Here is a 23,008-nt window from a genome sequence, read left to right on the forward strand (position 1 = left end):
CGCACCCCCTGGACAGCCGCCCGGCACCGTGCTGTCATACCGCCGGACGCCATATTTCCAACGTTGCAAGAACGGATGCCGTACGCCGGACCGCCCGCGCGACGGCGACCTTCGGCGTGTGCTCGCCGCACGTTCGCTCCTCGCGCCCGACCGGCCGCCCCGCCGCTCCCCCGGCCGGGCGGCCGCGCACCACGCCCCGCGCACCACGCACCGCACGTCTCGCCCTGCACCAGCCCGCGCACCCGCACCGCGCGCGGCCACCACCCCCACCGAGCCGGCCGCAGCTCAGGCGGTCCCGGCTCAGAGCAGGAGCCGTACCGATGCCCCTGAACCGCAGGCAGCTCATCACCACCGCCGTGGCCACCGCCGTGGCCACCGGTACGGCGAGCCGATGGGCCACCGCCGCGACACCCGAGCGCCACCGGGTGGCAGCGGCCCCCGGCGGCCACTACTCCCCCAACGCCGCGCCCCTGCACCCGACCGCGTTCCTCAAGCTGCCGCCGGGCAAGGTGAAGGCGCGCGGCTGGCTGGCCGGTCAACTCCGGCTCCAGCTGGAGGGGTTGTGCGGCCGGTACGAGGAGTTCTCGCACTTCCTGGACTTCACGGCGACCGGCTGGGTCCGCCCCGACCGTGGCGGCTGGGAGGAAGTCCCCTACTGGCTCAGGGGGTACGCCGACCTCGCGATCGTCACCGGGGACACGGCCGCGCTGGCCACCACCCGCCGCTGGATGGACGCGATCCTCGCCACCGGGCAGAGCGACGGCTTCTTCGGCCCGAAGGCACTGCGGACCTCCCTCAACGGCGGCCCCGACTTCTGGCCGTTCCTGCCGCTGATCCAGGCGCTGCGCTCCTGGCAGGAGTACAGCGGTGACACCCGGATCATCCCTTTCCTCAGCCGCTTCTTCCGCTATATGGGGGCCCAGGGTCCCGGCGCCTTCGACTCCAGTTGGATCGCCCTGCGTTGGGGCGACGGCCTGGACAGCGCGATGTGGCTCTACAACCGGACCGGCGACGCCTTCCTCCTGGACCTCGTCGACAAGATCCACCGCTACGGGGCGGACTGGGGCGACAACCTGGTCAACCCGCACAACGTCAACATCGCCCAAGGCTTCCGTGAACCGGCCCAGTTCGCGCTGCGCAGCGGCTCGGCCACCGACACCCGCAACACCTACGGCACGTACGCGAAGGCGATGGACGGCTACGGGCAGTTCCCCGGTGGCGGGTTCGCCGGGGACGAGAACGCCCGGCCCGGTCACGGTGACCCGCGCCAGGGGTTCGAGACGTGCGGGATCGTCGAGTTCATGGCCAGCCACCAGCTGCTCACCCGGATCACCGGGGACCCGCTGTGGGCGGACCGGTGCGAGGAGCTGGCGTTCAACTCGCTCCCGGCGTCGCTGGACCCATCGGGAAAGGCCGTCCACTACATCACCTGCGCCAACAGCGTGGACCTGGACGACGAGCCCAAGCGCGACCGCCAGTTCCAGAACCCGTTCGCGATGCTGGCGTATCTGCCGGGCGTCGACCAGTACCGCTGCTGCCCGCACAACTACGGTATGGGGTGGCCCTACTTCACCGAGGAGCTGTGGCTCGCCACTCCGGACGGCGGGCTCGCGGCGGCGATGTACGCGCCGAGCGAGGTGACGGCGAAGGTCGCGGACGGCACGGAGGTGACGTTCACCGAGGAGACCGGCTACCCCTTCACGGACACGGTCACGCTCGCCCTCACCGCGCCGAAACCGCTGCGCTTCCCGCTGGTCCTGCGCGTCCCCGCCTGGTGCACGGCCCCCGAGATCCGCGTCAACGGGCAGCGGGTCTCCGCCCCGGCCGGCCCGGCCTTCACCCGGATCGACCGCACCTGGGCGAACGGCGACCGGGTCACCCTGCGGCTGCCGCAGCGGACCACCGTACGGACCTGGGCGGAGAACCACGGTTCCGTCAGCGTGGACCACGGGCCGCTGACGTACTCGCTCCGGATCGGTGAGCGGTACGACCGGATCGGCGGCAGCGCCACGTTCCCGGAGTACGCGGTCCACGCCACGAGCCCCTGGAACTACGGCCTCGTCCTGGACCCCACCCGACCCACCGCCGGCCTGAGCCACCGCTCCACGGGCCGAGCCCCCGGCGACAACCCGTTCACCCACTCCGGGACCCCGCTCACGATGACCGCCCGCGCCCGTCGCGTCCCGGAGTGGACGGCGGACGACGAACACGTGGTCGCGCCCCTCCAGCCGAGCCCGGCGCGCTCCACCGAGCCGGTCGAGGAGGTCACGCTCATCCCGATGGGCGCGGCGCGGCTGCGGATCACGTCCTTCCCGACGGCCGCCCCGGACGCGGAACCATGGCTGGCGGACCGCTGGTACCGGATCGCCAACCGCCACTCCGGGAAGGTGCTCGGCGTGGACGGGATGTCCACCGCCGACAGCGCCCACGTCGTGCAGTTCGGCGACACGGGGACGGCCGACCACCTCTGGCGGCTGGTGGCCAACGGCGACGGCTGGTACCGGATCCGCAACCGGCACTCCGGCAAGGTGCTCGGCGTCGACCTGATGTCCACCGCGAACAGCGCGCATGTCGTCCAGTTCGACGACAACGACACCGCCGACCACCTCTGGCAGCTCGTTCCGGACGGGGGCGGCTGGTACCGCGTGCGCAACCGGAACTCGGACAAGGTGCTCGGCGTGGACGGGATGTCCACCGCCGACAGCGCCCATGTCGTCCAGTACGACGACAACGGAACGGCCGACCATCTGTGGCGGCTCCTCTGAAACCACCACTCACCCTCCGCCGGTACAACCATGAAAGGGATGTTCAAACCATGCGCCCAGCACCCGCACCCCGCCCCCGCACCTGGTGGCGGAGATTAACGGCCACCACCGGCCTCCTCGCCCTGGTGGCCACCGCCCTCGTCGGCAGCGGCACCTCCCCGGCGGCTGCCGCGCCCGCCGCCTGGACGCCGAAGCCGGCGCCCATGACGACGCCGTGGACGAACCAGGTCCCGGTCGACAAGCCGCTGCCGGAGTATCCGCGCCCGCAGCTGACCCGCCCCGACTGGACGAACCTCAACGGCATCTGGGACTTCGCGGTCACCGGCCGTGACGCGGGGCAGCCCGCCACGTTCCCGGAGCAGATCCGCGTCCCGTTCGTCGCCGAGTCGGCGCTCTCCGGCATCCAGCGCCGGATCACCCAGAACGACAAGCTCTGGTACAAGCGGACCTTCACCGTCCCCGCCAACTGGAACAACCGCCGGGTGAAGCTGCACTTCGGGGCATCCGACTGGCAGACCACGGTCTGGGTCAACGGCACCCAGGTCGGCGCGCACAAGGGCGGCTTCGACTCGTTCGCGTACGACATCACACCGCAGCTCAACGGCGGTACGAACACGGTCGTGGTCTCCGTCTACGACCCGAGCCAGACCGGCGGGCAGGCGGTCGGCAAGCAGCGCATCAGCGATGTGAAGCCGCACCCGGGTGGCGGGATCTTCTACACGGCGGCCTCCGGCATCTGGCAGACGGTCTGGCTGGAACCGGTCGCCTCCGCCCACATCACCCGTCTCGACATGACGCCGAACCTGGGCAACAACACCCTGCGGGTGCGGGCCCAGACGTCCGGTGCGGCGGGGAGGAGCGCCCGGATCACCGTCTCCAGCGGCGGTACGGTGGTGGGCTCGGCGACCGGTGCGGTGGGCGGGGAGATCTCCGTACCCGTTCCGAATCCGCGGCTGTGGAGCCCGGAGGACCCGTTCCTGTACGACGTGCGGGCCGACCTCCTCGACGGCTCGGCGGTCACCGACACGGTCGGCAGCTACACGGGTATGCGGTCGGTGGGTCTGGCGAAGGTGGACAACATCCTGCGGCCGGTGCTCAACGGGAAGTTCGTCTTCCAGACCGGCACGCTGGATCAGGGCTACTGGCCGGACGGCATCTACACCGCGCCGAGTGACGAGGCACTGAGGTACGACCTCCAGGCCCACAAGGACCTGGGGTTCAACATGGTCCGCAAGCACATCAAGGTGGAGCCGCAGCGGTGGTTCTACTGGGCGGACCAGCTGGGGCTGCTGGTCTGGCAGGACATGCCGTCGATGGACACCGGCAAGGTCCCGGACGGGCCCTCGCGCACCCAGTGGGAGGCGGAGTACCGGGCGATCATCGACCAGCACCGCAGCTCGCCCTCGGTGGTCATGTGGGTCAACCAGAACGAGGGCTGGGGCCAGTACGACCAGGCCAGGATCGCCGACGAGGTCAAGGCGCAGGACCCGTCGCGCCTCGTCAACAACATGAGCGGGGTCAACTGCTGCGGCTCGGTGGACGGCGGCAACGGTGACGTGGTCGACAACCACATCTACGTCGGCCCGGGCAACACCGCGCCGACCGCGACCCGGGCCGCCGTGCTGGGCGAGTTCGGCGGGCTCGGCTACAAGGTGCCGGGCCACGAGTGGTACCCGGGCGGCGGGTTCAGCTACGAGGACCAGCCGAGCGTCTCGGCCCTCAACAACCGGTTCGTCGGCCTGCTGGACGCCATCCGGATCGGCCAGCTCCCCGCCGGGCTCTCTGCGTCGGTCTACACGGAGATCACGGACGTCGAGAACGAGGCGAACGGACTGCTGACCTACGACCGCCAGGTCGTCAAGGTCGACACCGCCCGGGTGAAGGCCGCCAACCAGGCTCTCATCCAGGCGTCCCGCAACCCCGCTCCCCCGGTGACGCTGCCCACCGGCCAGTACAAGTCCCTGCGGGTCACGACGCCGGGACACACCACCAAGCACCTGCGCCACTACGACTCCCTGGCCTTCACCGAGGTGGTGAACAGCGGGAGTCCGGCCGTGTTGAAGGCGGACGCGACCTGGAAGATCGTCACCGGCCTCGCCAACAGCAACTGCTACTCCTTCGAGTCCCGGAACTACCCCGGCGAGTTCCTCCGCCACCGCGAGTTCCGGGTCCGGCGCGACGCCAACGACAACTCCGCGCTCTTCAAGGCGGACGCGACCTGGTGCGCGGTCGCCGGGAACGGCGGGGTGCGGTTCACCAGCGCCAACCTGCCGGGCAGCTATCTGCGCCACATCGACTCGGAGGTATGGCTGGCCACCCCGGGCGGCGGACGGGCCTTCGACAGCCCCGCCCTCTTCACCGAGGACACGACGTGGGCGGTGGACGCTCCCTGGGCTCCGTGATCCCGCGGAGCGGATGAGCGACGACCTGGCCGGCCCGGCGGCGACGGGACTTCTCTCCGTCGCCGCCGGGCCGGCCGCTGTCGTGGGGGGCGAGGGCGGGTTGAGGTGGAGAGCCTCGCCGCCCGGACCGGCACCGGAACGCCCTGATGCCGACGCTCTGATGGCCGCGGACCGGCTCAGTGAACTCGACGCGCTCGTCGTCGGGCAGCGGTGGTGGCGCCGCACCGGATGATGCCGATCATGGCGGACCGGTCCGCTCCCGTCGTCGGGAGCGGACCGGTCCGCCTCCCGCTACGGCTTCAGGCTGCCGTACAGGGCGGTCACCTCGTCGGCGGTCAGGGCCTTGTCGTACACCCCGACCTGATCGACCGAGCCGTTCCAGAAGTCGCCCTTCGCCCCCGCGTACTGGGCCCGGCCGACGGAGAGCGGGCCGGTGCTCACATCGGCGGGACCGGCCTCGGTGGTGGCGGCGAGCTTTCCGTCGACGTACAGCTTGGCCTCACCGCCCTGCCGGACGCCGACCAGGTGGTACCACTTCCCGGTCTCCGGTGTGATCTCCAGGCGGGCCCGCTTGCCTCCCGGGGTGGAGAAGGCGAACGCACCCTGCCCGTACTGGAGGTAGAAGGGGTTCTCGGTGCGCCGGCCGTCCTGGCTGACGACGGTGGCGTAGTTGCCGGGCAGGGCGTCCAGCGAGGCCCACGCGGAGACCGTGTAGTCCTTGGTGGTGTCCACGACGGGACCGGTGCTCTGCGCGTACTGGCCTTCACCGCTGAACTTCAGTGCCGAGCCCTTCACCCCCGGCGTCCAGGACGCGCCGCCGGTCAGGGCGAGGTGGGCCTTGTTGGGGCCGCTGTCGCGGGCGGTGGTGCCCTTGTTCTCGTCCAGCGACCAGGAACCACCGCCCTTCAGCTCGTCACGCTGACCGGCCTTGGCGCCGGCGGCGATGACCTGGCGGTTGATGTCCCGGACCTTCCTCGGGTCGACCTTGATCTCGCGACGGTCGTACGTCCAGAGCCCGTTGAGCTCGTTCTCCAGGTCGCTGACCTGGGTGTAGACGGAGCCGGACAGTTCGGCACCGGCAGCCGCGAGGTAGTAGGTACGGGTGTTGTCGACGTATTTCGCGGTGAGGGCGGCCTTGTCGGCAACCCCGCTGTAGATGTTGGCGGGCGCACCCGGCCACATGTGCCCCGGCGTCCGGAGCGTGAAGCCGCCGTGCTCGCCGTCCATCGCGGCGCGACGGTCGTCCGGGAAGGCCGGGTCGTCGTTCACGTAGTCGTGGTGGTCGATGATCTCACCCTTGCCGGAATCGCCCTTGGACGCACAGCAGTTGACCCCACTGTGGGCGTTGACCACACGGGACGGGTCCAGTGCCTTGACCTCCTCGGCGATCTCACCGGTCGCCGTCCGGTCCCACTCGCCCCAGCCCTCGTTGAAGACGATCCAGCCGCTGATCGAGGGGTAGTTGTGGAACTGCTTCATCAGCTCCTTGCCCTGCGTGAGGAAGGCGTTCTTGCCGGCGTCGTTGTCGATGTCGGCGTTGACGAAGTCCTGCCACACCAGCAGGCCGAGCCGGTCGGCGTGGTAGTACCAGCGCGGCGACTCCACCTTGATGTGCTTGCGTACGGCGTTGAAGCCGAGGTCCTTCTGTGCCTTGAGGTCGAAGGTGAGGGCCGCGTCGCTGGGCTGGGTGTACAGGCCGTCGGGCCAGAAGCCCTGGTCCAGCATGGCGAGGGAGAAGAACGGCTTCCCGTTGAGGACGAGCTTCTGGTAGCCGCCGACCTCCGCGATCTTCAACTGGCGCATGCCGAAGTAGCTCTCGACGCTGTCCTTGGACCGGCCGTCGGTGAGCGACACGTCGAGGTCGTACAGGTAGGGGTCGTCCGGCGACCAGAGGCGCGGGTTCTTGAGCTGGAGGCTCAGCTCACGGTTGGCGGGGCCGGTGACCGTGGCGACGGCCTTGCCCTTGTGGTCGCGGGCGACGGCGGTGATACGGGCACCGGCCGACGCCTTCGCGGAGTTGACGGTGACGGCGAGGCGGCCGGTGTCGATGTCCGGCGTGGTGGTCAGGGAGTCGATGGCGGCGGGCGCGACCGGCTCCATCCAGACGGTCTGCCAGATGCCGGAGGTCGGGGTGTAGACGATGCCGCCGGGGTTGGTGGACTGCTTGCCCTTGGGCTGGTTCGGGCCGGTCTTGTCGGTGACGGCGACGACGATCTCCTGAGGGCCGGTGCCCTTGAGCGCGTCGGTGATGTCGGCGCTGAACCCGGTGTACCCGCCGGTGTGTTCGGCGACCTTGGTGCCGTTGACCCAGACCGTGGACCGGTAGTCGACGGCGTCGAAGTTGAGCTTCAGCCGCTGGTTCTTGCCCGACGTGCCCTTGCCGACCGACCAGTTCTTCGGCACGGTCACGAGCTTGCGGTAGAACATGTGGTCCTCGTCGCGCTCCAGGCCGGAGAGCTGGGACTCCACCGGGAACGGCACGATGATCCGCTCGCCGAGCTTCTTGCCGAAGACCGGCTTCTGGCCCTCGGTGGCCCCGGCGAACTCCCAGGGGCCGTTGAGGTTCTTCCACTTGTCGCGGACCTGCTGCGGGCGCGGGTATTCGGGCAGCGGGTTGTTGACGTTCAGCTTGTCGCCCCAGGTGGTGGTGAGGCGGTGCGTGGAGAGGTTCTTGGCCGTCCGGCCGATCTCCGGGACGGTCTCGCTCCCCGAGGTCAGCCCGCCCTTGCCGTCGTAGACGACCTTGACCCGCTGGTCCTTCAGTACGGGGGCGGCGAGGTCGATGATCAGTGCGCGGGGGTTGTCCGAGGCGCGGCTCACCGACTTGACCGGCATCGGGGAGGTGTCGACCTCGATCTTGAGGTGGTCCTTCACCTTGCCGAAGTTCGTGACGCGGTCCTTGAAGGTGGCCTGGAGGCGCTTGCCGCTCTTCGCGACGCTCAGGGCGACGGGGTAGACCTCGAAGCCGGCGGGCGGGGTGAAGGCGGACTCGGGCACGATCTGCTTCTTGAGCGTGTCGCTCTGCCAGCGCAGGAACATGCTGGCGCCGCCGGTGTCCTGGAACATCTCCAGCTTGAAGTCGTGCTTCTCGCCCGCCTTCAGGGCGATCGGCGCGCTGTGCTGCTCGTTGTCCCAGTCGGGTTCCCAGTGGTCGATGACAACGTTGCCGTCGAGGGAGAGCCGGAAGCCGTTGTCGCCGATGGCCGAGAAGGTGTACGAGCCCGTCTCGGGCGCTTCGAGCTGCCCCGTCCACCGGGCGGTGGTGTGCTCGGTCTTACCGGTCGCCGACTCGAACGTCCCCGTGAGACCGGGGAAGTTGATGTCCGGGTCCAGGGAGGTGGCCCCGAGCTCGGCGAAGTCACGGGCGCCGGGGGCGGACATGCTGAAGTACTCGCCCTTCAGCCCGTGAACATCGGTGACCGGGTCTTCGGCCGTGAACGCGGTGGCGGTGGCCGGTGCCGGGGTGGCGGGCGCGGCGGCGGCCGTCGGGACAAGAGTGGCGCCGACCGGTATCAGGAGCGCGGCGGCACAGGTGAGAGCCCTGAACAGGGCACGGGGGCGCGGGTGTTGTCGTGTCAAGGCGTCGTCCTCGTTGAAGAGCCGGGAGTACCTCGAACCGCCGAGGCACTGCACATAGTCGAACATTGAGCCACAACACCAAACACTGCACAACGGTCGTGCACACAGAATTTTCAACGATAGAAATCGGTGTACGGGCGTGGCCTCGCACGCCCGAGCAGTCACCCCGCCCCCTCACGGAAGCCCCTGCCCCAGAAAGGCCGATGCCGTCGCCACGAACCGGTCGGGGTCGAAGATCCACGGGCAGTGGCCCCCCTCGGGCTGTTCGGTCAGCCTGGCATGGGGGAACAGTTCCGCACATTCCCCCGCCGCCATGGGCGGGCTGTTCAGGCCGAACTCGCCGACGAGCAGCAGCACCGGCCCCTCGGAGGCGGCGAGCGCCGCGCGGGTGGCCTCCGGGCAACGACATGGTCGCGCTGTTCGCCGGGACCGGCTGGCCCCAGGAACGGATCGTCCGGCTCACCGGCACGAGCCAGCCCGCCGTCTCCAAGCAGGTGTCCACGCACGGGCCAGGCAGCCCACCGCCCCCGGCGAAGCTCACCCTCGACCAGAACGACGCGCCCTGGCTCGAAGGACGCCCGCGGGGCCTGGGCGAGGCGGTCTCCGAGGCCCGCCGCCACGAGTCCCGCCGCACCCCCTTCGCCGACGCCCTCGGCCGGGGAAGGAAGCGCTTCGCACCTGAGAACGTCGACACGCTGCGACGCCTCGTCGGGGAGGACCTGAGGGTGCACCGCGAGGAGGTTCCGGCCTGTCATCGGGCGGCGTACGACACCATCAGCGGGGGGCTCGGCGTTCCCGCGCGGTCGGGCGCCACCACCGGGTCCCTTTCGGTGCGCCGCACCCTGGCCCACCGCATCCTGCGGGACCGGCTCGGGGGCGATATCTGAGGTGTGACCAGCGGGTTCACCCATTCCTCTCAGCGTTTTCCCATGAAATGCCGTTCCGGGGGTATCCGGAGTTCAGCCAGAAAGCTCACGCGACGGGGTGACCGCCATGAACGACCGCATGCTGATGACACTCTCACCGGACGGGGAGACCCGTACCGATTACGTCTGCCGACCGGAGAAGGCCGCCGACGCACGGGACGCGGTCAGCAGCTTCGTCGCCCGGCTGCACCCCGCGCCGGCCTCGCACGTGGTGCAGAATCTGCTGCTCCTCGTGTCGGAACTGGTCACCAACGCTGTCCGGCACGCCGGAGCGGTGACCGCGCTCTGGCTGACCGCCGATCGCACGGGCGTCCACGTCCAGGTCACCGACCCGAGCCCGGCACACCCGCAGGACCGGACGCCCGACATGACAGGCCGCACCGGCGGCTTCGGCTGGCCGATGGTCCAGCGGCTCTCCCAGGAGGTCACGGTCCGCGAGTCGCCGGACGGCGGGAAGGTCATCCTCGCCACCGTGCTCCGTTGACGAAGGGCGAGCAAAGGGCGACAGAGCCCGCACGGCACCCCGGAACCCGCGCCGAGTGAGCAACCTGGCCATGACGGGCGCCGATCTCCACGTCTCAACAGAATTCGGACATGACACAGCGGCCCGCAGCGCCGATGGCGCCCTGACTCCTCCTGGAGACCCATATCGGGCTCCACGGTGATGAGTCCGAGCGGTAACCACCATGCCGGGCGTGCCCCCGAGAGCGACATCGTCATCGACGACGCCCGGGTCTCCTGGCACCACGCGGTCCTCCACCCAGAGGCCGGGCACTGAACGCTCCAGGGCGAGGACAGCACCAACGGCATGTGCACCGGTGGCCACCGCATCCACGAGTCGGGTGTCGGCGCCGCCAGCATCATCCACTTCGGTAACCCGAGCGACGGACTCCGCGCCATGCTTGTGGGCCGCGAGGCCCCCACCCGCCCGGCCGTGGCGGACCGTCCCAGCGCTGTCTCCATCCCCGCCGCCACCGGCACCTCTCGGCAGCCCACCACCGTACGGCCGCTGCCCGCGAAGACCGTCCGCATCGACCGCGACGCGGGCAACGACCTCGTCATCGACGACCTTCCTGGTCTCCCGGCGCATCGCCCTCGTCCCGCAGGACGACATCCCGCACTCACAGCTGACCGTACGCACAAGCCCTCGGGTAGGCCGCCGAGCTCCGCTTCCCGCAGGAAACGGCGAAGGACGAGCGGGAGGCCGGCGTTTCCGAGGTCATCCATGAACTCGGCCTGGAACAACGGGCGAACCAGCCCATCCACAGCCTCTCCGGCGGCCAGCCGGGAGCGCGTGAGCGTGGCCGCCCCCGCAGGAGCAACAGACCAACTCCTGGCGCACGCGTGAACCACTGGCCGACGTGCCAACCACTAGTGCACGCGTCAGCAACTGGGGCCCTCATGAACCACTTGCCGACGCGCGATCCTTCAGCGCACCGCGGGAGCGTCCAGCGCGCCGCGCGGACACTCGGCACACGCGCGGACGTCTAGCGCACCGCGTCCGGCCGGGGCTTGGCCGTCTTCTCCAGCTCGGGGATCTCCACCGGGGCACCCGCCCCCTTGGCCCGTCCCAGTCCGGCCGACGCGGCTGCGGCGTGCAGGGAGCGCAGCGCCAGCAGCAGGAATCCGATGTCGTCGAGGTAGACGGGGTCCGGCATCAGGTCGACCGGGGAGATCGTGTAGACGACGGCTGCCCAGACGAGCGCCTTGTTGTGCAGCGGGATCCCGGCGTCGACCAGGAGCTTCCTGGCCTTGAAGACGCGCACCAGCAGTACGGCGGCGAAAGCCAGCATGATCAGCGCGGCGACGGCGGCGACAACGAGCCAAACGGTGGTGTCCATGGCTCATCGTCTACCCACTCGGCCGCCGATGACGGGATGATACGGAAGTTGGCCGGCATCGCGCGGAAGCCGGTCGGCGGGGTTGGCGTGTCTCAGCCCGCGGTGTTCTTGCTACGCCGACGGCTGCGGCGCTTCAGCGCGCGTCGTTCGTCCTCGGCGAGGCCTCCCCAGACACCGGAGTCCTGGCCGTTCTCCAGCGCCCATTCCAGGCATTGGGCCTGGACCGGGCAGGTCCGGCAGACCGCCTTGGCCTCCGTGGCCTGGACGACGGCGGGACCGGAGGTCCCGATGGGGAAGAACAGGTCCGGGTCCTCCTCGCGGCAGGCCGCGTGCGTGCGCCAGTTCTCCATGCTGCTCACTCCCGGTGTCGGATGCGTGCCGTAGGCGCCCTGCCGTACGGCCGTACCGTGCGGGTGACCGGCGATCGGCGCCTCAAACACGTGGGCGCCGGGGAACTGGATCTGTCGCCGGGATGGGTCGGTGCAGGGCGAGGAGGGCCTGGTCGTCCTGAATCCGGCCGCCGGTGTGGCGCCCGACGTCCTCGATGAGCAGCTGGAGGATCTGCGCGGGGGTCGGCGGGTCGCCGACGAGCGAGCGGTGGCGCAGGAGGCGGGGCAGCCGTACGACCGCGTCGTAGAAGACCCCGGCCTCGTCCCGGGCCTCGGTGACGCCGTCCGTGTAACAGAGGAGCGTGGAGCCGGGCGGGAAGGGGAACGTGTCGACCGGGAACGACCAGGTGCCCAGGGCGGCCATACCGAGCGGAGGCGCCTCCTGGGACGGTTCGAGGACGGTGGCCGTGCCGTCGGCTGCCAGCAGCAGCGGGGGCGGGTGGCCGCAGTTGACGATGCGTACGGTGTCGAGGCCGGCGGTGAACTCGGCGATCAGCGCGGTGGTGAACCCCTCGTCCTGCTCCTGGCCGCCGCGCCGTCCGCCCTCGCGCAGCAGGGCCCTCTCCAGCGCGGTCACCAGGCCCAGCAGGTCCTCCGCCTCGTCAGCGGCATACCGGAAGGCGCCCAGGTCCGCGCAGACCGCGCTGACGGCGCCCAGCCCCTTGCCCCGGACGTCCCCGACCATGACGCGCACCCCGTGCGGGGTGTCCTGCACGACATAGAGGTCGCCCCCGATCATGGCCTCGTCCTCGGCGGGGACGTAGCGGGCGGCGATCCGGAGGTCGCCCAGCCGTGACGGGGGCCGGGGCAGTACGGCGGCCTGGGCCACGGCGGCGACCTGGCGGGCCCGACGGGTCCGGGCGCTCTGGCCCTCCAGGGCCCGGTGGATGAGGACGGCGAGCACGGTCACGGCCAGAAGGGTGAGCTGGTTGGCGACGCCCCGGTGCCAGCCGAAGGTTCCGTCGACCCAGGCGAGGACAGCGTGGACGGCCATCGAGAGGACGCCGATCGCGATGATGCCGGGCAGGCTCAGCAGGGATGCGGCGGCCACGGGGGCAGCCATCAGCAGAGGCGCGGAGGTCACGTCCGTCGGGGTCGCCAGATCGATCACGACGGCCAGCACGATGACCCCCACCGGGATCCACTGGGCCCTGCGCAGCTGCACCACTCCCCCACGCTGTACGGCCCGGGCGCGGACCGCATCCCGGCGGCGGCCGTGCGGGCTCCGGCCGGTCCTCAGAGCGGCAGCGGGGTGCCTGGGGACGGGGCGGCGGCGCACGCGGCGTCGAGACGGATGCGGTGGGCCATCACGGCCTCCGGGTCGTCCACGAGGTCGACGCGGACCCCCGGCGTCTCCAGGACGGCCTGGTCGCCGATCTCCGGGGCGGGCACCCGCAGCAGGTGCAGGGGCGGCATGGCGGTCATGGCGTGCGGTGGGTGGTCCAGCGGCACCACCTGGACGGTGACGTGCTGCTGCCGCATCGCCTCGGCCAGAGCGCGACGCTGCCCGGCCATGGTCTCCGCATCGCCCACCCGGGTGTGCAGGGCGGCGGCCGGGAACAGCGCCCACAGGGCCGTACCGCGCTCGCTCAGCCGGCGCCGCCGCTCCCGCAGCAGTTCCAGGCGGGCCTCCAGCAGGGCGGGGCTGTCGTCGGGGTAGCGCATCCGGTAGAGCCCGGCGGCATAGGCGGAGGTCCGCAGCAGCTCGGGCACGAGGGCGGGGTGCCAGGTGCGGACCAGGCTGGCCGAGGACTCCACGCCGATGACCTCCTGCTGCCAGCTCTCCATCGCGTCCCGCCACCGGTGCCACCAGCCGGGCAGGTTCGCGGCCCCGAGCCCGGCCAGGATCGGCCCGGCGACCGGGGCGGGGCCCCGTAGCAGCGCAGCAGCTCGGCGACCTGCCGGGCGTCGAGGCCGGTCTCGGCCCGTTCGATCCGCCGTACGGTCGCGGGGTGCGCGCCCAGAGCGTCGGCTGCGGCCCGGAGGGAGACGCCCGCCTGTTCCCGCAGAATTCGCAGCCGGGCCGCCAGGACGCGGTGCTGCACCGTGGGACCGGAGCGGGGTCGCATGCTCGTACCTCGTTCGTCGAGCCCCGGGGCGGAGCCGTGGACACTCTGTCGCTTGCAAAGTATGCACTTTGCGCCGAGAGTACATACATGTCGGAAATAGTCAGTTGCGCAGAACGCGCTCCGGAAGGTGGGGGAGTCAGAGGTGCACACAGCTGGTGGGTCCCCCGGTTGCCCGGGGGCGTTTCCGAAGCCCGTCACCGGGTCCAGGACGCGATGCACGCGTGGGGAGAACCCGCGGAACGCATCGAGGCGGCGGCTCTGATAGTGACCGAACTGGTCACCAACGCCGTACAGCACACCAGCACCCGCCGGATCCGCTGTCGACTTCTCCGCTCGGCCGAGGGGGTGCGGATCTGCGTGTGGAACCGCGGCCGCGCCCGTATCCCGGCCCCGGCGCCCCCGGCCGACTCCGTGGGGCTGCCCGTCGCGGCGGCTCCACCGGCCGACGGACCCGACGGCGACGATTCACTCGACTGCCTGACCGAGGACGGCAGGGGCCTCCTGCTGGTGGACGCCCTGGCGGCCCGGTGGGGTACGCGAGCGGCGCTGGCCGGCCGGCTCGTCTGGGCCGACGTCTGATGCTCCCCTCGTGACCAGGGGCCGGGACTCCCCCGTTCGACGAGGGGACGGTCTCCCGGGCGATCAGGCCCGGGTGGGCGGGCCCCGGTGATCAGGCGGGGGCGGTACGGCACTCCGGGTGACCCCAGCCGTTCGGGTTCTTCGCGATCGGCTCCTTCGCCGCGTACGTCCTTCCGCAGTGGCACCGCCCTGCGAACCGCGCCTTGATGGTGCCGTTGGACCGCCCCGCGCTCTTCGCCTTCGCCTCACCCGCGCCGCCGCCCGCCTCCGTACGCCCCTTCGTGGAGCGCGCCTGGGCGGGTACGGGCAGGGCGGTCGCCCCGTGCGCCGTACCGGCCGGTCGCTGCGCCACCGCCGCCTCGCTGGCGGCCTGGTCGGCGAGCGCGTTGAGCGGGTCGCCGTCCACCTGGTGGGCGGGCACATAGCGGAACGTCACCGTACGGGCGGTGAGCAGCGCGTCGATACGGGTGACCAGTTCGCGGTTGGCGACCGGCTTGCCCGACGAGGTCTTCCAGCCGTTGCGCTTCCAGCCCGGCAGCCACTTGGTCACGGCGTTCATCGCGTACTGCGAGTCCATCCGCACCTCGACGCGGACCGCCGGGTCGGTGGATTCCAGCAGTTCGGCCAGGGCGGTGAGCTCGGCGACGTTGTTCGTCGCGGTGCCCAGCGGGCCCGCCTCCCAGCGCTCGGGGGTGCCCTGCGCGTCGGCGACGACCCAGGCCCAGGCGGCCGGTCCGGGATTTCCCTTGGACGCCCCGTCACACGCGGCGATGATGCTCTCGTTCATCCCTCGATCATGCCAGCCCCGCATGATCGTCCGGGCCGCCGGCCGCGACCCGCTCAGGGCGTGATCCGGCCTCAGGGCACGATCGAGTCGATGTATCCGCCGTCGACCCGTACCGCCGCCCCGGTCGTCGCCGACGCCTGAGCGGAGCTGAGGTAGACGACCAGGCCGGCGATCTCCTCGGGCTCGATGAGCCGCTGGAGCAGCGACTGCGGCCGGTGCAGCCGCATGAACTCGCGCTGCGCCTCCTCCCAGGGGAGGTCCTTGTCGACGAGTTCGCGGACGAAGTCCTCGACCCCGCCGGTGTGGGTGGGGCCGGCGATCACGGAGTTCACCGTCACGCCGGTACCGGCCGCCTCCTTGGCGAAGCCCCGGGAGACGGCGAGGAGCGCGGTCTTGGACATGCCGTAGTGGATCATCTCGGCGGGGATGACGATCGCGGAGTCGCTGGCGATGTTCAGCACCCGCCCCCACCCCTGACCGGTCATCGACGGCAGGTAGTGGCGGATGAGGCGCACCGCGCTGAGCACATTGGTGTCGAAGTACGTACGCCACTCCTCGTCGGTGATCTCCAGGGGCGGGCGGGAGCCGAAGATGCCGAGGTTGTTGACGAGGATGTCGGTCTCCGGGACGGCCTCGTACAGCTCGGCGGCACCCTCCTCCGTGGTCAGGTCGCAGGCCACCGTCGTGACGCCCGCCCGCCACCTCGGCGCGCAGCGAGCGCGCCGCCGCGTCCAGCCGTTCCCGGCCGCGCCCGGTCAGGACGACCTCGGCGCCCGCGGCGGCCAGCCCGGTGGCGATGGCGAGGCCGATGCCCTGCGAGGATCCGGTCACCACCGCGTTCTTGCCCGTCAGTTCGATGCGCACGCCGCTTCTCCCCTTGCTCGCTCCGGTCGCTTCCCTCTGCCTGTCGGGCAGGCGCCCCGGAACCGCCGTACTCACCCTCAGATTGGCACCGGTCCACGGCCGGCGCCCGGCGGAGTGCGGCGCGCCGCATTGACCTCAACCAAAGTTCAGGTTCTAGCTTGCTCAGCAGTCCGCACATCCAGGCCGGCAGATTTCGGAGCGCCCCATGGACATGGAAGTCACCGCATGGACATCGCTGCACAGCGCGATGAACGCCGAGCAGGACCGGCGGCCCTTCTCCAAGGCGACGCTGCGCCGCATCCTGGTCTTCGCCCGGCCCCACAGGAGCCGGATCAACCGGTTCCTCCTGCTCAGCACCGTCACCGCGCTGCTCGCGGTGGCCACCCCCGTCCTCGCCGGGCGCGTCGTGGACGCCATCGTGCGGGGCGCGGACTCCGGGACGGTCACCCGGCTCGCCCTGCTGATCGCCCTGATCGCGGTCGCCGAGGCCGGGCTCGGCCTGCTCACCCGGTGGCTGTCGGCCAACCTCGGCGAGGGACTGATCCTCGATCTGCGGACGGCGGTCTTCGACCATGTGCAGCGGATGCCGGTCGCCTTCTTCACCCGCACCCGGACCGGCGCCCTGGTCAGCCGGCTCAACAACGACGTGATCGGCGCCCAGCGGGCATTCAGCAACACGCTCTCCGGTGTCGTCTCCAACCTCGTCACCCTGCTGCTGACGCTCGCCGTGATGCTCACGATCTCCTGGCAGATCACGCTGCTCTCTCTGGTCCTGCTGCCGGTGTTCGTCGTACCGGCCCGCCGGATGGGGGCCAGGATGGCCGGGCTCCAGCGGGAGGCGGCCAACCACAACGCCTCGATGGGCACCCAGATGACCGAGCGGTTCTCCGCCCCCGGCGCCACTCTCGTCAAGCTCTTCGGCCGCCCGTCGCTGGAGTCCGCGGAGTTCGCCGAGCGGGCCCGCCGGGTGCGGGACATCGGGGTCCGCTCCGCCATGGCCCAGTCCGCGTTCATCACCGCGCTCACCCTGGTCTCCGCCCTCGCGCTCGCCCTGGTCTACGGGCTCGGCGGCCACTACGCGCTGCGCGGCACACTGGAGCCAGGCGCCGTGGTCTCCCTCGCCCTGCTGCTGACCCGGCTGTACGCCCCGCTGACCGCGCTGGCCGGGGCCCGGGTCGAGGTGATGAGCGCGCTCGTCAGCTTCGAGCGGGTCTTCGAGGTGCTGGATCTCAAGCCGCTGATCGCCCAGAAGCCGGACGCCCGTCAGGTGCCGGAGGGTCAGGTCTCGGTCGAGTTCGAGAAGGTCTCCTTCGGCTACCCGTCCGCGGAGAAGGTCTCCCTCGCCTCGCTGGAGGAGGTCGCGACGCTGGACAACCGGGGCGGCACCCCGGTCCTGCACGAGGTCTCCTTCCGGGCCGAACCCGGGCAGATGATCGCCCTGGTGGGCTCGTCGGGCGCGGGCAAGTCGACCATCGCCCAGCTGCTGCCGAGGCTGTACGACGCGGACGCCGGTGCCGTACGGCTCAACGGGATCGACGTACGGGATCTGAGCGCCGACTCCATCCGCGACACGCTGGGGATGGTCACCCAGGACGGGCACCTCTTCCACGAGTCCGTACGCGCCAATCTGCTGCTCGCCCGGCCCGACGCCTCCGAGGACGACATCCGCGACGCGCTGCGCCGCTCCCGGCTGGAGGGGCTGATCGCCTCGCTGCCGGAGGGGCTGGACACGGTGGTCGGCGAGCGCGGTTACCGGCTCTCCGGCGGTGAGCGCCAGCGGCTCACCATCGCCCGGCTGCTGCTGGCCCGTCAGCGGGTCGTCATCCTCGACGAGGCGACCGCGCACCTCGACTCCACCTCCGAGGCCGCCGTCCAGGAGGCCCTGGCCGAGGCACTGGAGGGGCGGACCGCCGTGGTGATCGCCCACCGGCTCTCCACCGTACGGGCGGCCGACCAGATCCTGGTCGTCGAGGCGGGCCGGATCGTGGAGCGCGGCACCCACAGCGAACTGCTCGCGGCCGGGGGGCGTTACGAGGAGCTGTACCGCACCCAGTTCGACCGGCCGTCGGCGGACGAGGCCCAGCCGGTCGGCTGAGCCGGGCGTCCGTCAGCGGCGGACGAGGCGGGGACGCTCGGTGGTGCGCAGGCGCCGCAGGGCGTCCCCGCCGCAGCTGCGCCATTGCTTCGGCGAGACCCGGGGGCGGTTGGTGCCGTTGGTGACGAGCGCGTTCACCGAGGTCATCGGGTCCGCCGCCATGGACTTGGCGAGCAGCACGCCGACCACCAGCGGCAGCAGCGTGACCGCCAGGGCGGTGCCTGCGGTGGTGACGTGCTGGATGCGGGGGCGGTGCTGCGCTGCGGTGTCCATGGCCTCATTCGAACAGAGCCCGGACGGCGGAACATCGGGGCAGGTACTCAGCGGTGGCGGCCGCGCATACTCAGACGCGCGTACGGGGACGCTGGGGGCGCGGCCCCGGACCGCGGGGCCACGGCCGCGGGACGGCCGCCGGACCACGGAAGGGCCACGCCGATGAGCGAGCACCAGGGACAGCCCGCGGAACGCCCGGGCGGGACCTCCGGGCTCCCGGCCGCGACGGTGTTCGACGCGCTGGGCACCGAGTACGAGCGGGCGTTCGCGGGTTCCGCCGCCTACGGCGCCTCGCTGGACCGGCTGCTGGAGCACCTCGCGCCGGGCAGCCGGGTCCTGGACGTGGGCAGCGGTACGGGCGTTCCGACCGCGCGGCGGCTGGCCGGGGCCGGACACCGGGTGGTGGGCGTCGACGTCTCCCCGGTGATGACCGCCCTGGCGGCGCGGCAGGTGCCGGAGGGCGAGTTCCGGTGCGCCGACATCCGGGAGGCGGCGTGGGCGGACGGGGAGTTCGACGCCGTCTGTGTCTACTTCTCGCTGCTGCAGCTGTCACGCGGCGAGCAGCGGGAGCTGCTGGGCCGGCTGGCCCGGGCGGTGAAGCCGGGCGGCCGGCTGGTGGTGGCCACCGTCCCGGTGGACGTGGCGGACGCGAGCGCCGTCTTCATGGGGCAGCCGGTGGTGGTGTCGAGTTTCGGCGAGGACGAGTTCGCCTCCGTGGTGGCCGGAGCGGGGTTCGCGGTGGAGGAGCGGCACAGCGTCCTGTTCACCCCGGATCACCCGGCGGGCGCACCCGAGCCGCACCTCTTCCTGCACGGCCGTCGCAGCTGACACCCCTGCCCCAAATCCTTTCGCAATCACAAAGAACAAGCCGAATGAATGACAAGAATGGCGCATTCGCGTTCCTTCACAAGAAGGTAATGCGATAGCAAAGTTCCGCTCTATATGCTGAGCTGTAGTCGTATCCGTCCGAACGCCGACCGTGCGTCCGGACGGGCCGGATGTTCGGAAGAACACGAGGTGGAGCACACCCCCACCTCCGAACATTCATACGGATAGAGACAGCGCATTCGTCAATTGACCCGACCACACCGCTCCCCGGCCCCGCCGGATGCAGGAGGCAGGCCACCCATGAAGTCCCTTGCCGTAACCACCCGGACTTTCACCGGGCACGACACCGCGAACGCAAAGGAGACCGGGCTCCCCACCTACGCCCGGCCCCCGAGACCTTTCCGCGTGAGCCCCGGCGTAGTGCACCCCGGCTCCATCAGCGTTCACCGGCCGGAGAACGGCCCGTCGTGCGGCCGCCTCTGACGGCTTCCCGCCCCACCCGTCCGCGCCCCGGCCCCGCCGGGGCGCGGACCTCACCCTCAAGGGAATCGTCACCCGTGATCTCCGTGAAGGAACTCAAGAACCCCCACGTCGTACGGCGCGACCTGCTGGCGTCACTCGTCGTCTTCCTGGTCGCCCTCCCCCTCTGCGTCGGCGTCGCCGTCGCCTCCGGCGTACCCGCCGAACTCGGCCTGGTCACCGGCATCGTCGGCGGCCTGGTCGTCGGCATGCTGCCGGGCAGCAAGCTCCAGGTCAGCGGACCCGCCGCCGGCCTCACCGTCCTGGTCTACGAGGCGGTCACGGAGTTCGGCCTCGCCACCCTCGGCCGATCGTCCTGGCCGCCGGCCTGCTCCAGGTGGTGCTGGGCGTGGCGCGCTTCGGCCGCTGGTTCCGCGCCATCTCCGTCTCCGTGGTGCAGGGCATGCTCGCGGGCATCGGCCTGGTCATCGTGCTCGGCCAGCTGTACGCCATGGCCGACACCGAACAGCCGGGCACCGCCCTCGCCAAACTGGCCGGGCTTCCCGGCCTCGCCGTCGAGATCGTCACCAACAACGAGGCCATGACCGCCTTCGGCCTCGGCGCCGGGACCGTCGCCGTCCTGCTGATCTGGCCGAAGCTGCCCGCCGCCGTACGGATCGTGCCCGCGCCGCTCGCCGCGGTCGGCCTGGCCACCGCCGTCGCCGCCCTGGCCGGGCTGCGGCCGCTGGTGGCCGATGTGAACGGGCTGCTGCACGCTATCGATCTCCCGGGCGCGGCGGAGTTCGGCAACCTGGCCAACGTGGCCGTGATCGGCACGGTCCTCGCCTTCGCCCTCATCGCCTCGGCCGAGAGCCTGTTCAGCGCGGCGGCCATCGACCGGATGCACGACGGCCCCCGTACGGACTACGACAAGGAACTCGTCGCGCAGGGCGTGGGCAACACGATCTGCGGGGCGCTCGGCGCACTCCCGATGACCGCCGTCATCGTCCGCAGCGCGGCCAACGTCCAGGCCGGGGCCACCACCGCGCTCTCCCGGGTCGCCCACGGGCTGTGGCTGCTGCTCTTCGCCGCCCTGCTGCCCGCCGCCATCGGCATCATCCCGCTCGCCTCGCTCGCCGGGATCCTGGTGCACGCCGGGTGCAAGCTGGTGCCGGTCAAGGAGTTCGGCCCACTCTGGCGCGAACACCGCGGGGAGGCCGTGCTGTTGGCGGTCACCGCGCTGGCCATCGTGGTGACCAACCTCTTCGAGGGGGTGGTGCTGGGTCTGCTGCTGGCCGTGGTCAAGTCGGCCTGGGAGACCTCCCACGTACAGCTCTCCACCCGCGAACTCACCGGCGGCCGGGTCGTGGTGACCCTCACGGGCAACGCGACCTTCCTCCGACTGCCGCGCATCCTGGAGCAGTTGGAGAAGTTGCCGCAGGATCAGCCCATAGAGCTGGACCTCAGCGGCCTGCGTCATCTCGACCACGCCTGCCGGGTGGCACTGGAGAACTGGGCACGCCGGCACAACGACGCGGAGACCGACCCGGTCACGATCCGCCGGTAGCCGGGGATCCTGCTCCTGGTGGACCGCACGCACCCCACCAGGAGCAGGACCGGAACGTGCGTACGAAAGAGAGTGACGCAGGCGTACTGCGGTCGCGTGGCGGGCCCGGCGACAGGCCTCCGCCCCGGTCGCGGGGCTGCGTGGGTTCGGGGCTCCCTCCGCGCCGGGCACCTGGAGCGGCCATGAGCGTGACCGAAGAGTTCCTCGCCCACAACGAGGTGTACGTGTCGACGTTCGACGGTCCCCTCCCGCTTCCGCCCGCCGGAGCGCCGTCGTCCCCTGCATGGACGCGCGGCTGAACCTGTACGGCATCCGCGGCCTCGCCGAGGGTGACGCGCATGTCATCAGGAACGCGGCAGGCGTGGTGACCGAGGATGTGGCGCGGTCCCTGGCGATCAGTCAGCGGCTGCTGGGCACCCGGGAGATCGTGCTGATCCACCACACCCACTGCGGCATGGTGACCTTCTCCGACGACACCTTCCGCCAGGACATCGAGAAGGAGACCGGTATCCGGCCGCCGTGGTCCGCCGAGGCGATCCCGGACGCCGCCGACGACGTACGGCAGTCCCTGCGGCGGGTGACGGGCGGTCCGTTCATCCCGCACACCGGCCAGGTCCGCGTCTTCGACGTCGCCACCGGCCGCCTCGACGAGGTCGTCTGACGGCCGGCGGGGCTGACGCCGCTCAGGGCGCGACAGCCGCGGACCTGGCCGGGGCGCTCACGCCGCCGTGGTGAGCTGTGCGCGGCCGAAGAGGAGGGCGTAGCCGGTCGGCAGGGCCTCGATGACGCGGGTGACGAGGGCCGGGTCCATCAGCGCGCCGACAGCGGCCAGGACGGTGCCCGCGTCCCAGCGGGCGGTCGCCGCGGTGCCGCCGGTCCGCGCGGCCAGGTCGTCCACGAAGCAGGCGGCCGGGGACGGGGTGATGCCGGGGGCCTCGGAGGTGAACACCAGGGCGGCCTCCCTGGGGAGCGCGGCGGCGAAGGCGACCCGCTCCTCACCGGTGATCTGGGCACCGAGTCCGCCCAGGACGGCACGGAGGGCTTCCTCGGCCCGCACCCGGGTGGGGTAGGCGCCCTCGTATCTGATCTTCTCCAGCAGCCGGTCGAACGTCATGGCCTTCGGGGCGGCGATGGTCCGAGGCTCAGCAATCATGGCGGCGGAGGCCCTTCTCGTCGTCGTGCGGTGTCGGGTTCTCTCTGGCTTCTTCTCCGAAAGTGCCGTCCTACACCCCCTGGGGGGTATTCGGCGGATCACCGTGGCTGCGGATGGCCGAAAAGGAGGTCGTACCCCGTCGGCAGCTGGAGCAGGACGCGGCGCAGCAGCTCCGCGTCGGCCAGGTCACCGGCCTCCCCTCCCCCGCCGACTCCCCGCCGGACCACCTGCGCCGGGCCCCGGCCGCCGACGGCGCCGCGCCTCTCGTCGCCCCGCCCGCGGCGGTCCGGTCTCATCTGCCCTCGGGGCAGCGCCAGTCGGCCGGCCGGATCGATTCGCTCACCCGCCGCACCGGCGAGCCGCGCGAGGACACCGCGGCCGGGCGGCGGAACAACTGAGCGGCGGAGGGCTCCGGAGCCCTCCGCCGCTCAG

The 23,008-nt window shown here is 71.3% G+C and carries 18 protein-coding genes and 4 pseudogenes; 12 read left to right on the forward strand and 10 right to left on the reverse strand.

The features are described from left to right. The first annotated feature begins 320 nt into the window (after window positions 1-320). Genes D6270_RS01790 through D6270_RS01800 form a run of 3 tightly spaced genes read left to right on the forward strand, consistent with a single transcriptional unit; the run spans window position 321 to window position 5,399 of the window. Window positions 321-2,765, forward strand: a complete 2,445-nt coding sequence (locus tag D6270_RS01790) for an RICIN domain-containing protein (RefSeq protein WP_109167088.1) — start codon at window positions 321-323, stop codon at window positions 2,763-2,765. A gap of 50 nt (window positions 2,766-2,815) precedes the next feature. Continuing rightward, on the forward strand, window positions 2,816-5,167 hold the full coding sequence (locus D6270_RS01795) for an AbfB domain-containing protein (protein WP_109167087.1): 2,352 nt from the start codon (window positions 2,816-2,818) through the stop codon (window positions 5,165-5,167). Window positions 5,168-5,180: 13 nt separating this feature from the next. Further along, window positions 5,181-5,399 carry a hypothetical protein gene (locus D6270_RS01800; protein WP_109167086.1) on the forward strand — a complete coding sequence of 73 codons (219 nt, stop codon included), beginning with the start codon at window positions 5,181-5,183 and terminating at the stop codon, window positions 5,397-5,399. 59 nt (window positions 5,400-5,458) lie between these two features. Here D6270_RS01800 and D6270_RS01805 read toward each other — a convergent pair whose 3' ends face one another. Next, the gene (locus tag D6270_RS01805) at window positions 5,459-8,812 is read right to left on the reverse strand and encodes a LamG-like jellyroll fold domain-containing protein (RefSeq protein ID WP_204117174.1); all 3,354 of its coding nucleotides are present in this window, start codon (window positions 8,810-8,812) and stop codon (window positions 5,459-5,461) included. Between the two features lie 108 nt (window positions 8,813-8,920). Continuing rightward, on the reverse strand, window positions 8,921-9,103 hold the full coding sequence (locus D6270_RS01810; RefSeq protein WP_225976750.1) for an alpha/beta fold hydrolase: 183 nt from the start codon (window positions 9,101-9,103) through the stop codon (window positions 8,921-8,923). 50 nt (window positions 9,104-9,153) lie between these two features. Between D6270_RS01810 and D6270_RS01815 the strand changes: the two genes are divergently transcribed. The 3 genes and pseudogenes from D6270_RS01815 to D6270_RS01825 form a co-directional block, all read left to right on the forward strand. Next, window positions 9,154-9,633 (forward strand): hypothetical protein, encoded by a 480-nt coding sequence (locus tag D6270_RS01815; protein ID WP_109167085.1) that lies wholly within the window; start codon window positions 9,154-9,156, stop codon window positions 9,631-9,633. A gap of 106 nt (window positions 9,634-9,739) precedes the next feature. Then, the gene (locus D6270_RS01820) at window positions 9,740-10,156 is read left to right on the forward strand and encodes an ATP-binding protein (RefSeq protein ID WP_204117173.1); all 417 of its coding nucleotides are present in this window, start codon (window positions 9,740-9,742) and stop codon (window positions 10,154-10,156) included. A gap of 152 nt (window positions 10,157-10,308) precedes the next feature. Further along, a pseudogene (locus D6270_RS01825) lies at window positions 10,309-10,978 on the forward strand (FHA domain-containing protein); the annotation flags it as partial. Between the two features lie 181 nt (window positions 10,979-11,159). Here D6270_RS01825 and D6270_RS01830 read toward each other — a convergent pair. The 4 genes and pseudogenes from D6270_RS01830 to D6270_RS01845 all read right to left on the reverse strand — a co-directional run bounded on the left by D6270_RS01830 (window position 11,160) and on the right by D6270_RS01845 (window position 13,971). After that, complete coding sequence (locus tag D6270_RS01830; protein ID WP_109167083.1) at window positions 11,160-11,513, reverse strand: YkvA family protein; 354 nt, start codon at window positions 11,511-11,513, stop codon at window positions 11,160-11,162. A 92-nt stretch (window positions 11,514-11,605) separates the two neighbouring features. Continuing rightward, a complete protein-coding gene (locus D6270_RS01835; protein WP_109167082.1) occupies window positions 11,606-11,863 on the reverse strand; it encodes a WhiB family transcriptional regulator in 258 nt (85 codons plus the stop codon). Between the two features lie 82 nt (window positions 11,864-11,945). Next, a complete protein-coding gene (locus D6270_RS01840) occupies window positions 11,946-13,070 on the reverse strand; it encodes a PP2C family protein-serine/threonine phosphatase (protein ID WP_109167081.1) in 1,125 nt (374 codons plus the stop codon). 68 nt (window positions 13,071-13,138) lie between these two features. After that, window positions 13,139-13,971 (reverse strand): annotated as a pseudogene (locus D6270_RS01845) (Scr1 family TA system antitoxin-like transcriptional regulator). Between the two features lie 168 nt (window positions 13,972-14,139). Between D6270_RS01845 and D6270_RS01850 the strand changes: the two are divergent. Next, window positions 14,140-14,550, forward strand: a complete 411-nt coding sequence (locus D6270_RS01850) for an ATP-binding protein (RefSeq protein ID WP_109167079.1) — start codon at window positions 14,140-14,142, stop codon at window positions 14,548-14,550. Between the two features lie 91 nt (window positions 14,551-14,641). Here the strand turns inward: D6270_RS01850 and D6270_RS01855 are convergent, their stop codons facing one another. Next, window positions 14,642-15,337, reverse strand: a complete 696-nt coding sequence (locus tag D6270_RS01855; RefSeq protein WP_109167078.1) for a ribonuclease H family protein — start codon at window positions 15,335-15,337, stop codon at window positions 14,642-14,644. Between the two features lie 71 nt (window positions 15,338-15,408). Then, window positions 15,409-16,201 (reverse strand): annotated as a pseudogene (locus D6270_RS01860) (SDR family NAD(P)-dependent oxidoreductase). A gap of 205 nt (window positions 16,202-16,406) precedes the next feature. Here D6270_RS01860 and D6270_RS01865 point away from each other — a divergent pair. Beyond that, window positions 16,407-18,296 (forward strand): ABC transporter ATP-binding protein, encoded by a 1,890-nt coding sequence (locus D6270_RS01865; RefSeq protein WP_109167077.1) that lies wholly within the window; start codon window positions 16,407-16,409, stop codon window positions 18,294-18,296. Window positions 18,297-18,308: 12 nt separating this feature from the next. On the opposite strand, the gene D6270_RS01870 is transcribed toward D6270_RS01865, so the two are convergent. Continuing rightward, window positions 18,309-18,569 (reverse strand): hypothetical protein, encoded by a 261-nt coding sequence (locus D6270_RS01870; RefSeq protein WP_109167076.1) that lies wholly within the window; start codon window positions 18,567-18,569, stop codon window positions 18,309-18,311. Between the two features lie 162 nt (window positions 18,570-18,731). On the opposite strand from D6270_RS01870, the gene D6270_RS01875 reads away from it, so the two are divergent. From D6270_RS01875 to D6270_RS01885, 3 genes and pseudogenes are all read left to right on the forward strand, one after another. Further along, entirely contained in the window at window positions 18,732-19,397 is a 666-nt protein-coding gene (locus D6270_RS01875; protein ID WP_109167075.1) for a class I SAM-dependent methyltransferase, read from the forward strand. A gap of 557 nt (window positions 19,398-19,954) precedes the next feature. Further along, window positions 19,955-21,423: pseudogene (locus tag D6270_RS01880) on the forward strand (SulP family inorganic anion transporter). Between the two features lie 283 nt (window positions 21,424-21,706). Then, entirely contained in the window at window positions 21,707-22,084 is a 378-nt protein-coding gene (locus tag D6270_RS01885) for a beta-class carbonic anhydrase (RefSeq protein ID WP_391040952.1), read from the forward strand. A gap of 57 nt (window positions 22,085-22,141) precedes the next feature. Here D6270_RS01885 and D6270_RS01890 read toward each other — a convergent pair whose 3' ends face one another. Then, window positions 22,142-22,576 carry a DUF2267 domain-containing protein gene (locus D6270_RS01890; protein ID WP_109167073.1) on the reverse strand — a complete coding sequence of 145 codons (435 nt, stop codon included), beginning with the start codon at window positions 22,574-22,576 and terminating at the stop codon, window positions 22,142-22,144. Window positions 22,577-22,689: 113 nt separating this feature from the next. Here D6270_RS01890 and D6270_RS01900 point away from each other — a divergent pair, with 113 nt between their 5' ends. After that, window positions 22,690-22,974 (forward strand): hypothetical protein, encoded by a 285-nt coding sequence (locus tag D6270_RS01900; protein WP_225976751.1) that lies wholly within the window; start codon window positions 22,690-22,692, stop codon window positions 22,972-22,974. Window positions 22,975-23,008 lie beyond the last annotated feature (34 nt).

The sequence above is a fragment of the Streptomyces griseus subsp. griseus genome, assembly GCF_003610995.1.
Classification (GTDB): domain Bacteria; phylum Actinomycetota; class Actinomycetes; order Streptomycetales; family Streptomycetaceae; genus Streptomyces.